Here is a 13,692-nt window from a genome sequence, read left to right on the forward strand (position 1 = left end):
ATAATGTAACTAAACGTAGCATTATTACTGTCATGGAAGTTTACAGTAGCACCGCCCGTTCCTACAATATCAAACGCGGCATCAGTGCCTTCACAAACCGTCGCCGTGGTGGCAGTAAATGAAGTTACTACTGGCAGCGGATTTACTGTTATCGTGATACGCTCTCCTGTGAGGCTGGCAAAGCATGAGGTGGTGACATCAACCAACTCGTATGTGGTGGTTTCCGTAATTCCCGAAACTTCAATGACTCCATCACCGGATGCATCAAGTACCAGAGGCGTACCCGCCTGCGTTCCCGAGCTGTTTGTAATTGTATAATGAACCGTCGCATCGGAGGTTCCATGGACATCGATATTGATTGTCCCATCCGCACATATCGTAGGTACCGCAGGGCCTGTAATTTCTGCGTCAGGCAGGCCTACCGTAATTGTAAGGAACGTATCTGTCGTTCCCGCCACTATCGTTTGTGAACAGGCGGGCGCAGTGTCGCTTGTTACATCAACAATCTGGTATGTAACCGGTGCACTAAGCGCGGGCGTATCAAACGGATAAGATAGCGTACTATCGATGACAATTATTGTTTCCGTAGTACCGTCAGTAAATTTGACTGAAGTTCCCGCAGGGCCGCTAAAAACAATTTGAGCCACGTCATTCGTACAAACGTTATTAGGTCCCGAAATCGTTACAACAGGGATATCGTTTACCACAAGGGTCTGCGTGCTGGCAGCGGATGATTCTGTTCCGACTGATGCTACCACGCTATACGTGTAGCTTCCACCTGTAGCAGGCGCTGTGATATTATCAAGATGGGGCACATCTGTCGTGCCAATGACACCATTGGCGTCCGACCAGGTATAAGTAACTGAAGCCTGATTTACCGCCGAGGTAACCAAATTGAAGGTTTCGCCAGCGCAAATTGGCGGAATCGGCTCAAGCACAGTCACCAGACAGCCGCTCACCACAAAGGTCACAGGATCCGACTCATAGGCGTCACAGGTCCCTTCCGGAATTTTATATTTTATGGTATAGGTACCGGATTGGCTGTTATTCAGGTCAACTTCTCCCGTTAGGAAATCAATATCCAAACCTCCCGGTGTCGCTTCATAATATCCTCCGGATGTAAAGGCAGCTGAAGGTATTACAGGAACGGTACCGCCATTGACGCAGTGAGGTGTGTCAGCATAGGAAATCTGGCCTTCCGAAAATTCCCTTGTCAGGACAACCGGCTTGATGTCAACACAGCCACTGCCGCTGCCCATATTGGCAATCCTGACATAGATTGTTTTTGGCAATGCTGCCGGGTCATTCACGATATAATTATCGAGATTGCCATAAAGCGTCAAAATATCATTATTCCCTTCATCAATCGCATCCTGTTCGTTTTCATAGTAAGTAACGGGGAAGTCCGCCGGGCTGAATCCGTTCAGTATATAATTAGTCTGGTCCAGGTTGAAAACAAATGGAGCATCCTGTTTACAGATGGGAATATCCTTAGGCTCTTTCGTTGGCAATGGCTCCGTAAAACGCACTTCAATATCATCTGTTTTCTGGCAACCGGTAGCGAAAGTCACCACCGCGGTGTAGATGCCCGGTAGGGTCACATCATAAAAATAATCAGTGGCACCATCAATCCTTACCCCGTTTCTCAACCAGGAATAACTTGCACTGGGCAAGGCTTCATTGCCGTATTTTATCCTTCTGCTCTGGCCACCACAAACGGCGTTGTCGCCGGTAAAATCATCAATCCCAGCCAATGGTCCATCTCCTGTGACCTGCGCCTCAAACTTGAAGCTGCCACCCTGGATAAATACTGCCGATGCCAGCGAATGGTCATCCTGGTTCGCAATAATCAGCTTGATGGTGTAAGAATGTCCGGGAATCACTGTAGCGCTGGCCACTAAATTTTCAGTTTGTCCATTGAAGTTGTGTGCCGCATTAGCCGCTACCGACGGGTCTGCCGGATCCCAATTGTACTTCCCAAAATATTGTGGGTTCACTGCAGTACAAACGTTTGGAGGAACAGCCTGGTGAATAGAAGTAACTTTTACAGGAATATTGGTATTAGGAACGACTGCAAGATTTTTGTGGACCGTTGGTGTGGCATTGTCGGTGAGGATAAATGCAAACACGTCTGAATAGGTACATTCAAAAATATTACGGCTGTATTCTTCCGAAGCAAAAATAAAATTGAAACTCATTTCCTGTGCCGAGGGTACAAAATCAAACTGGAGGTAAGACTGATCATTGGTGGAATTAAGCGGAATATTTACGCCAGGCGTCATGTAACCCGTGTTGAAATCACTGGATCCTCCCCAGGGTGGACCGTCAACGATACTGGTATTGGGGCCTTTGGCACCTCCACCATCTCCATCAGCAATCAATCCACCACAAATTAGTACGATACCATCTTCAATAGGAAAATCCGAATGCTGCCTTTTAAAATAACCGATTCCGTAACTGCTGTTGATGCCATCTTTTGAGAACATTTGAAAGTTAGAAACGTTCGCGCAGTGTGACCGGATCAAAACATTTTCGACATAGCCCTGCGCCAGCTTCAACGGATCATGATCAATGCCAAATTGGGCAGCATTGTTGCCGAAGAACATGATTCGCGGCGCAGGCGTGTCGATATCGGTGCTGGTGTTGTTTGAAATGACCGGATCCGGCGTTGACGAACTCACAGTAACGGTATTGATCAGGCTGCTGTCCACCTGGGGTGTAGGCGGAGTCGAGTATACCTGGAATTGCATAGGAATAAAAACGGTTACCGTATAGGTCACTATTTCACCCACTGCAAGATGGTTAATCGTATTCTGTAAAACCCCAGTGCCGCTGGCGCCATTTCCTGCCCATTTTACATCGGCAGCAGTGATTGGCGCACCCCCAATATTGGTGTTCTGTGGCAGGTTATCGGTCACCTGTATGTTATAAGAATCACTCGGTCCATAATTCACCACCGAAATGGTGTACGTCACATATTTCTTTACCTCAACCGCTCCAGTAGTATCGTAGATGTTGTCATCCACCAAACTGGTTTGCTCATAGGTCGGGCTATTGTCTGTTTTGTTGACAACCAGGTTTGCAAAAGGCGATGGTGTATCAAGGTCAGTAGCGGTATTGTTCCCGCTGACCGGGTCATTTGACGCCGTAACAGTGACCGAGTTTATTAAATTCTCATTCTGGGGAAAGTCGGAAGGAACGGAGACGGTAATCGTGTACACCACAGATTGCCCCGCATTTAACGTTCCGATGATGTCGCTGATCGCCCCGGTATTTCCGGCAGCGCTGTTACCGCTCCATACATATCCCACAGGCGATATTCTTCCAGGTACAATACTACTAACCTGCACGTTTGAAGCTGCCGTAGCGCCGTTATTAGTAACCGTTACAGTAAAAACCCTGTTTTGACCAGACACATAAGTGGGAGACCCGTCAGTGATCGTTACCGAAATATCATTACCTGCAAGGGAAGTCGGTGTGATGGTGGCAGTAGCCTGTGAATTCGCAGCATTGGGATCAGAAGCAAGTGTTGCCGAGGCAGTACTGCTCACCGATGCCGCATTGGGCACTGTAATCGTAATGGTATACGTAACGGTTCCACCTACTGTCAACATCTGGATTACATCGGCAACGGCACCGGTACCGCTGGAACCATTGCTTCCCGTCCAACTCATTACAGTCACACCGGCGGGAATAGCGTTTGAAACCGACACACCGGTTGCGGTTTGAGGCCCATTATTGGTCACGGTTACTGTAAACTGGGCCGTCGATCCTTTTGGCGCAGTGGGGTTGCTTGCTGTGTTCGTCACAACGATATCCGATTGCATGACGGCATCTGTGTCTGTTGCCGTATTATTCGTAGTTGAGGAATCGACCGGTGTCGTACTTACGGTCGCCGTGTTCACAAGACTTCCGGTAAAGGATGCGGGCACTGTTATGGTTACCGTATAAACAATTGATTCCCCATTTGCTAAAGAAGGGATGGTCTCATCTATCGCGCCACTGCCTGAAGGTGTGGCTGTGGAAGTCCATGTCATTGTCGTGATTCCTGCCGGCAGTGGGTTTTGAACATGAACCTGTGTTGCCGCCTGGGGTCCGTTATTGGTTACCGTCAACGTATACACCCTGGTGCTGTTGGCTACATAAAATGACTGGTTGTCGGTATTGGTAATGACAACATCAGCCTGGGGAACGCCGTCCGTATCAATGTCGGTACACCGCGCACAGGCCGTTACAGGATCTATGGACGTGGTGGAAGCGATATTGGCCTGGGCCGTAAGGCTGCCGGTAAATGTCGCGGGAATATTTACCGTCACGGTGTAAGTAACCGATTGTCCTGCCAAAAGTGTGCCAATCGTGTCATCTAATGCAGTACTGCCACTGGTGCTGTTTCCCGTCCAACTCATCGAAGTGGTGCCTGCAGGCAATGGAAAAATCACATTCACACCTGTAGCAGTCGATGGCCCCTTGTTGGTCACCGTAACAGTGTAAACATTTGCCGTACCCGCGGTATACACTTCTATATTATTTGTATTCACAAGGATGACATCAGCCGTATTTTGTGGTGTGTCAATATCCGGGGAACTATTGTTTGCTGCTGTCAGATCGTTTGTGATCGTGGTCGATACGCTCGCTGTGGTCGTGAAATTTCCTGTGACCGAGGCCGGAATCTGCAAGGAAACAGTATACACCACCGACGCGCCGGAAGATAAAGCGGCAATAAGCGTGTTTAATGTACCGGTACCGGAAGTACCATTGTTCCCAAACCAGGATACCTGTGTTGCTGTTGCCGGTACTGCGAAAGACACCTGTACATTTCTGGTATCTGCGGGGCCATTATTGGTAACGGTAACCGTATATGTTTTCGAGTTGACGATTCCTACATTGTAAGTGGCAGCGCCGTCTGTGTTGACAACGCTAATGTCAGCCAGGGCCTGTGTATCCGTATCGGTACACTGGCTGCATGCTGGAACTGGGTCAGGTGTATCTGAAGTGACACTGGCCTGGCTTACCAAATTCCCCGTAAAAGAGGCAGGGATGGTTACCGTGATCGTGTAAGTCACAGATTGCCCATTGCTCAACAGCAAAATGGTATCGCCGAAGTTGCCTCCGCCATTTGAACCATTGCTGCCGTTCCAGCTCACCACATTTACCCCAGCCGGAAAAGTGTCGGAAACGCGAACGTTTTGTGCGTCATTCGGGCCGGCGTTTGTCACTGTAAGGGTATAGGTTTGCGTACCTCCTGATTGGTACGTCGCCACACCATCTGTGTTTATTACCTGGATATCAGCGCCTGCCGAATCTGTATCTGTACATTTTTCGCAAGGATTGGGATCGGCTAAATCCGACGTAACAGCTACTTCCGTCGTCAGGTTGCCGGTAAACGCGGAAGGAATATCCACGGTCACCGTATACGTCACCACAGCACCCACCGCAAGGGAGGCGATCGTATTCTGTACCGCATCCGTACCCGAAGATCCGTTCGTACCTGACCAACTTGTAATCGTTGTTCCTGCAGGTGCCGGTAAAAACACCACTACACCCGTGGCGGTTTCAGGACCTGCATTGGTTACTGTCACGGTATATACATTGGGCTGACCGGCTACATAATTGGCTTTGTTGTCTGTGTTCACAATGACCAGGTCGGCCCCAAATGCTTTTGCATCGGTATCGGTTACGGTATTGTTGGCCATGTTGGGATCCGTTGACGACGAATAAATATTGGCCTTGTTGATCAGGATTCCATTAAACGAAGCGGGTATATTGAGGGTTACAGTGTACACCACACTCGCGCCCACCGGCAGAAAATCAATCACATCGTCCAGATTAATTCCGGTACCGGATGTACCATTGGTTCCGGACCAGGACATAACTTCTTCGTCAAGCCCAATCGGAACCGTATTTTTTACAATGACATGTACCGCATCGGTAGGCCCATTATTGGTGACCGTGAGCGTATAAACAGACGCCTGGCCGGAAGTATAAATATTGGTGTAATCAGTATTCGTGACCGCAATATCAGCGTTCGCAATCAAATCGGTATCCGTGGCCTGATTCGTGGAAGCATTCACCTCAGACGCCGCTGAAGTCACCGTCGCTGCCAGTGTCAGTGGACCCGTAAAATCACTCGGGATTTCGATAAATACCGTGTACGTGAGCACACCACCAACCGGAAGTGCATAGAACTCCGTATCGTCCACCGCGTCAACAGTATCAGAGGCTGAACCAAAAGAGAAGTTACTTCCCTCCCAATAGTACGTGGTTATTCCCGCAGGAATAGGGCAAACGGTATGCACGGAATTGGCGGCATTAGGCCCGAAATTCGTAACCGTAATCGTATATTTAACGGAAGTACCCGGCACATAAACATTCTGGTTATTCGTGTTTGTAATCACCAGATCCGTCTGTGCAAAACCGATCGAGGCGAAAAATAAACAGGTTAATAATAGTAAAGTTTTTTTCATTGCAGTATGTTTGTAGATAGCGTGTTTATATTCTAAAAAAAACAGATATTTCTGTTAATTTATATTAAAATCTCAAATGTAATTATTCGTCAAAAATTTCTTTGTTAAATTTGCAAAAAAATACAATTTTTATGAAAAATGTTATAATTAAAGAATCCCAGAATCCCACCATATTAAAATTCGAATTCCCTGATTTTATTACCCGTTCCACGAACTATGAATTCAAGAATATCGATGAAGCGGCAGCCTCTCCACTGGCACAACAGCTTTTTTACCTTCCCTTTGTAAAGACCGTTTATATCTCCGGCAACTTTGTTGCCATTGAACGGTATAACATCGTAGAATGGGACGATGTAAAGGATGCGGTGGCAGAGCAAATCGACGCATTCGTTGCCAACGGCGGTACGATCATCAAGGAAGAAGCACCAAAACCATGGGACAAAAAACAACCAACAACAGTGTATGGTGAAACGACACCCAACCCATCCGTGCTTAAATTCGTTGTGAGCCGCATGTTGACCACCGTGGCTGCCGAATTTAAGAACATCGACGAAACGGCCGCATCACCACTGGCCCAGGAACTCTTTAAATTTCCATTTGTCAAAGAAATTTTTATCGACGAAAACTATGTTTCGGTAACAAAATACGATATCGCCGACTGGTCGGAAATTACCCTCGAGCTGCGCTCGTTTATCAAGGAATACGTTGAAAACGGAGGTACCGTTATAGACAACAGCAAGCTCGAAAAAAACCCTACCGCCGAGAAGCAGAAAATTGAACATTTTGATAACCTTGACGTAACTTCCCAGCAAATCATCAACATTCTTGAGGAATACGTAAAACCTGCAGTTCAGGCTGATGGCGGAAACATCCTTTTTGATTCCTATGACGAGGCAGATCACCGTGTAAAGGTCATCCTCCAGGGAGCCTGTAACGGCTGTCCTTCGTCGACTTTCACCCTTAAAAATGGTATCGAAAACATGCTCAAGGACATGCTGAAAAACGATAACATCAAGGTGGAGGCGTTAAACGCATAAACTTTCCACACAAAAAACTACCTTTAAGCGTTCCTTTCCGGAGCGCTTTTTTTATTTTTAGAAGCTATTCCCGCTATCCGTTGCAATCTATTTATTTTTTGTCACCCCAGCCCAGTCGAGGGGCTTATGGTCAAAAAATAAATAGGATTTCCACTACTATCGGGGCTATAAACCATCCCATCATGAACGAACTTTTCTCAGAAACCAGCCCTTACCTCCTCCAGCACGCCAATAATCCCGTCCACTGGAAGGCATGGAATCCGGAGTCGCTTTCCAAAGCCGCCGAAGCCCACAAACTCATCATCATCAGCATAGGCTATTCCGCCTGCCACTGGTGCCACGTGATGGAACACGAAACTTTTGAACACGAAGATGCGGCCCAAATCATGAATGCCCACTTCATCTCCATCAAAGTCGACCGTGAGGAACGCCCCGATGTCGATGCCGTATACATGAAAGCCGTCCAGATCATGACGCGCCAAGGAGGCTGGCCCCTGAACGTCGTGGCGCTTCCCGACGGGCGACCCGTGTGGGGTGGCACGTATTTCCGCAGGGAAGAGTGGATCAATACCCTCGAACAGCTTCAGGAACTTCACCGTTCCAACCCTGAAAAACTTACCGAATACGCCGACAAACTGAGCAGTGCCTTGCATGCAATCAGCGCACCGGTACCACCAGCTGTTGTCGAAAAACCAGTCCCAAGATTTTCATACGACGCCGCATTGCTGGAAACCCTCGTCACAAAATGGCGCCGCAGTTTTGACCATGAGTTTGGCGGCATGGCCCGCGCGCCAAAGTTTATGATGCCCAACAATTACCAGTTTTTACTGCGTTACGCTTTTCAGTCCAACGATGCGGAATTGCTTGAATTTGTAAACCTTACCTTAACCAAAATGGCCTACGGTGGAATTTTTGACGCCGTCGACGGTGGATTCTCGCGTTATTCCGTTGACATGAAATGGCATGTGCCACATTTTGAAAAAATGCTCTACGACAACGGCCAATTGGTCTCGCTGTACTGTGACGCCTACCGCCTCACAGAAAATCCGCTTTACAGGGAAGTGGTAGACAAAACCTTAGGTTTTTGCCTCAGCGCGCTGCTCAGTCCGGAAGGTGGCTTCTATTCGGCGCTCGATGCTGACAGCCTGAATGAAAGCGGGAAATCCGAAGAAGGCGCCTATTATGTCTGGACGGCAACCGAGTTAAAAAACATCCTCGGAACCGATTTTGAATGGTTTGCTGCCGTTTTCAGCATCAACGATTTCGGGCACTGGGAACACGGAAACTATGTGTTGATCCAGCAATTGCCGTTGGAAGAAATTGCCTCCACGCACCATATACCGCTTCCCGAATTGCAGCAGAAAAAACAGCTTTGGGAAAAATTACTGTCTGCCGAAAGGCAAAAAAGGAAAAAACCCGGCCTGGATGACAAATGCCTCACCGCGTGGAATGCTATCATGCTCAACGGTTTCGCTGATGCCTACAAAACGTTCAACAACCCATTGTATCTGGACACCGCACTGCAAAATGCTGCGTTTATAAGAAAAAATCTTTGGCATGATGGTGGAAACCTTTACCGGAATTATAAAAACGGCAAGGCATCGATCAACGCCTATCTTGAAGATTATGCCTTTGTGATCAAGGCCTGGTTAAAATTATACGAAGTCACTTTTGATGAAAAATGGCTTCATGAAGCAAAGCAGTTAACAGATTATTGTTTTGATCATTTTTATGATGAAAAAAACGGCTTCTTTTCATTCACTTCGACACTGGACGCGCCGCTGATCGCCAAACATTTTGAAACCGAAGACAATGTCATCCCGGCTTCAAACTCCGTCATGGCGCATAACTTGTATACGCTCTCCATCTACTTTGGAAATGCGTATTATGAATCGGTCACGGGAAACATGCTTTCCAAAGTCACCGCTTCTATCGATTATCCTTCCGCTTTCTCAAATTGGCTGAACCTCTGCCTGAACTACTCCGGCCAGAATCTGGAACTTGCCATCACCGGAGCCGAGGCTTCCGCCCATGCTGCAGCCATAAACAAAGCGTATCTTCCGCACCTGTTATTGGCCGGTGCTGCTGCCCCTTCCCAGCTCCCCTTCCTGGAGCACCGCTTTGAAAAGGGCAAAACAATCTTTTTCGTCTGTAGAGAAAAAACCTGTGAACTGCCGACCGAAAATGTGGATGAGGTAAAAAATCGCCTGAAAATCAACTGAATTCATCAGACAGTAACTTTTTATTTACATTTACGTCACATTTAAGAAATAATGGAAAGAAGTTTTTCGCCCTATCGCTTTTTATGGCGCTCGATTTTGCTGGTATTATTGGCCTTTCAGCACCAGGCTTTTGCACAGCCATTCACGGACAGCAACCTGCCCATCGCCATCATCAACACCGACAACAACCAGGAAATTCCGGATGACCCCAGGATTTTCGGCAATATGAAAATTATTTACAGGGGAGAAGGCCTGCAAAATTATGTAACGGACCAAAATACCCCGGCTTTCCTGAATTACAATGGCCGCATCGACATTGAAATACGCGGTTCGAGTTCACAGGATCTCCCAAAAAAACAATACGGCTTTTCCACAAAAATGTCGGACAACGTCACCAACAATAATGTCAGCCTGCTGGGCATGCCCGCAGAGAATGACTGGATCCTGAACAGCCTGGCATTTGACCCTTCGCTGATCCGGGATTACCTATCATACAACATCGCGCGCAGTTTGGGGAACTACGCCACGCGTACCGCCTACTGCGAAGTGGTCATCAATGGCCAGTACAAAGGTTTGTACATTCTGCAGGAAAAGGTAAAAGCCGATTCAAGACGCGTCGACATCACCAAGATCAACAATACCCAAAACACTTTGCCCAATCTGAGCGGTGGCTACATCACGAAATGCGACAAGACGACCGGCGGTGATCCTGTGGCCTGGACCATGCCCAACTACAATGGCTGGGGCACCGATTTTATCCATGAATTGCCAAAACCTGAAGACGTCACCACGCAGCAAAACAATTACATATTCAATTATTTCAACAATTTCCAGAACAGCGTTACGAATACGGCTGTGACCACGGGTTATCCTTCGATGATCGACATTCCTTCGTTTATTGACTTTATATTGTCCAATGAATTGGGCAGCAATGCCGATGGCTACCAGCTCAGCACCTACTTCCACAAAGACCGCAATGGGAAGTTGCGTGCGGGTCCCATATGGGATTTTAACCTGACGTATGGCAATGACCTTTTTATTTATGGTTTTGACCGAAGCCACTTTGACGTGTGGCAATTTTCAGATGGCGGCAATGACGGCGCGAAATTCTGGACTGATTTGTTCAATGACCCCACGTTTAAGTGTTACCTGTCAAAGCGCTGGCATGAAGTCACCCAGCCAGGACAGCCGATGAACCTTACCACAATCAACAATTTTATAGACAACACCCTGTCCTATATCAGCGCCGCTGCAGTGCGCGAGAACAACCAATGGGGAACCATCCCTGATCTCGACACGGAAATCCTGACCATGAAGTTCTGGATCAACCAGCGGGTAACATGGATGACCAACCACATCGGCAGTTATTCCGATTGCAGCAATGTTGCCGTCCCCGCGTTGGTAATCAATAAAATCAACTACAACCCCAACACGAACGGCACCTTTACAAACAGCAATGACCAGGAGTTCATCGAAATTAAAAATGCCGGAACTACAACTGTGAATTTAAACGGCATTTATTTCAAAGGAACGGGTTTTGTTTACCAATTCCCGGCGAACCAGACATTGTCTGCGAATGCAAGCGTTTATATTGCGAGCAAATCTGCGGTATTTACCAGCCGTTATGGATTTGCTCCGTACGGCGAGTTCACCCGCAACCTATCAAACAACAACCAGGACCTGGTCTTGGCGGATGCGTTTGGCAATGTTATCGATCAGGTACACTATTATGACAGCGCACCGTGGCCCAATGCAGATGGCAATGGAAGCTTCCTGCAACTGACGAACACCGCGCTGGACAACAGCCTCGCTTCGAGCTGGACTGCGGTAAGCATGGCAACACTGGGGCTTGAGGCCCATGAAGAATTGGCCATTGCCGTTTTCCCAAATCCGGCGCATGATGTTTTAGCAGTAAACTCCGGCGAAGTGCTGTCGGCTATAGAAATCTATGATTTGGGCGGAAGGCGGGTCCAATCGTTTAAACCCAACACAAATACGGTGACAATAGACACTTCCCTGTTGTCTAACGGGTTGTATGTGCTAAAACTGCTTTCCGGCAACAAAACCAAAATTCAAAAATTTACCAAACAGTAATATGAGAAAAACAGCCGTGCTGGCCAGCATCATGCTGCTTACCATTTGTATGATCCATTGCAAAAAAGAAGCAGCAAAAATAGATTTTACCGCCTTATGCAAAAACTACTTTGATGATAAGAACAAGCTGAATCCACTGGATGCGACACTCAACGGCCAAAACCAATTCAATGGTGACCTGGCTTTTGAAATGACTGATTCCCACCGGGCGAGCCAAAAGGCATTTTTTGAAAAATACGACGGTGCCCTTGCCGGCATCGACGAATCGGAATTAACAGCCGAAGAAAAAATCAGCTATGGCATCATGAAATGGGAGGTGGGTATTGGTCGGGAGATGCTGAAATACCCCACGAACCTGCTTCCGCTGAACCAGTTTACCGGAACGCACCTCACGATGGGTCAGTTTGCAGGAGGCACGAGCGCACAGCCGTTTAAAACGGAAAAGGACTACCGCGATTTCCTGAGCCGGATGGGTAAATTTTCGGCTTGGATTGATTCGGCGATGGTCTACATGAAAAAAGGTATTGAAAAAGGATATGTGTTGCCAAAGGCACTGACCGTTAAGGTCATCCCCCAGTTTGAGGAACTGATTACGTCCAGGGCGGAGGACAATCTCTATTATTCCGCCATTAAAACAATGCCTGCATCATTTTCTGCAGATGTTAAAAAAGACCTGGCTGGAAAATATGCCGAAGCCATCACCAAAAAGCTCGTGCCGCAGTTTGTAAAAATCACGCAGTACTTAAAAACCGACTACCTTGCGGCATCAAGGACGTCAAGCGGCATCAACAGCCTGCCGATGGGCAGGGAAACCTATGCCGCACTGGCAAAGCAATGGACCACTACTGAAAAAACGCCGGAAGCGATTCATGCGCTGGGATTACAGGAGGTCGCACTGCTAAAATCAGAAATGGAAGAAGTGAAAAAACAGGTCGGATTTAAAGGTAGCCTGAAGGATTTTATGAATGAGATCCGCAACAGCAAACACCTGATGCCTTTCACCGCTCCGGAGCAGGTGCTCGCCCATTTTGATTCGATTTACAAAAGAATCCAACCGAATATTGGCAAATTATTCTCTGTACAGCCCAAAACGCCATTTGAGATCAGGCGCACTGAAGCGTTCCGGGAGAAAAGCGCCAGTCCCGAATATATACCGGGTTCCGCAGACGGTTCCAGGCCAGGCATCTTTTACGTACCGGTGCCGGACGCGAGGACTTACAATACACTCGAGGATGAAGACGTATTTTTGCATGAAGCGATACCCGGGCACCATTTCCAAATCTCCATACAGCAGGAAAACACAGCGTTGCCTGACTTCAGGAAATTCAATTGGTTTGGCGCTTACGGCGAAGGCTGGGCATTGTATACGGAGAGCCTGGGCAAAGAACTTGGCGTTTACACAGATCCGTATCAGTATTTAGGCATGCTGAACGACGAGATGCACCGCGCCATACGGCTCGTTGTCGATACCGGAATCCATTCCAAGGGCTGGACGAGGGAGCAGGCGATACAATATTCGCTCGACAATGAAGGGGAAAGTGTTGCCACCATCACCTCGGAAATTGAGCGTTATATGGCGATTCCCGGGCAGGCATTGTCTTATAAAATCGGGCAGTTAAAGATTATTGAGTTGCGTGAACGCGCTAAAAAGAAACTGGGCAAGACGTTCGATATCCGTGAATTCCACAAGAAAATCCTGGAATCGGGCGTGATGCCATTGGCGTTGCTGGAACAGAAAATGGATGCTTGGATGAACGGGCAGCGGTAGTATGGCCCATTGGAGTCAGCACGTTCCATCCGGGCGGATGTGCCAGTCCCTAAGCGTCGGGAGCAGCGGCAGCCTGCAGCTTCGTCAGGATGACGAGGCGGGAATTA

The 13,692-nt window shown here is 47.8% G+C and carries 5 protein-coding genes; 4 read left to right on the forward strand and 1 reads right to left on the reverse strand.

All coding sequences use genetic code 11. The features are described 5' to 3' along the window. Positions 1–6,464: choice-of-anchor L domain-containing protein (locus CFE23_RS05890; RefSeq protein WP_291085462.1), on the reverse strand; the 6,464-nt coding region annotated here is incomplete at its 3' end. Between the two features lie 131 nt (positions 6,465–6,595). Here CFE23_RS05890 and CFE23_RS05895 point away from each other — a divergent pair. The 4 genes from CFE23_RS05895 (at position 6,596) to CFE23_RS05910 (ending at position 13,585) form a co-directional block, all read left to right on the forward strand. Continuing rightward, the gene (locus CFE23_RS05895; RefSeq protein WP_291085464.1) at positions 6,596–7,501 is read left to right on the forward strand and encodes a NifU family protein; all 906 of its coding nucleotides are present in this window, start codon (positions 6,596–6,598) and stop codon (positions 7,499–7,501) included. A gap of 182 nt (positions 7,502–7,683) precedes the next feature. Beyond that, positions 7,684–9,723 carry a thioredoxin domain-containing protein gene (locus CFE23_RS05900; RefSeq protein WP_291085467.1) on the forward strand — a complete coding sequence of 680 codons (2,040 nt, stop codon included), beginning with the start codon at positions 7,684–7,686 and terminating at the stop codon, positions 9,721–9,723. Positions 9,724–9,774: 51 nt separating this feature from the next. Next, the gene (locus CFE23_RS05905; protein WP_291085470.1) at positions 9,775–11,817 is read left to right on the forward strand and encodes a CotH kinase family protein; all 2,043 of its coding nucleotides are present in this window, start codon (positions 9,775–9,777) and stop codon (positions 11,815–11,817) included. Position 11,818: 1 nt separating this feature from the next. Beyond that, a complete protein-coding gene (locus CFE23_RS05910) occupies positions 11,819–13,585 on the forward strand; it encodes a DUF885 domain-containing protein (protein ID WP_291085473.1) in 1,767 nt (588 codons plus the stop codon). Positions 13,586–13,692: the final 107 nt, after the last annotated feature.

This window comes from Flavobacterium sp. BFFFF1 (genome assembly GCF_002256285.1).
Taxonomy (GTDB): Bacteria; Bacteroidota; Bacteroidia; order Flavobacteriales; family Flavobacteriaceae; genus Flavobacterium.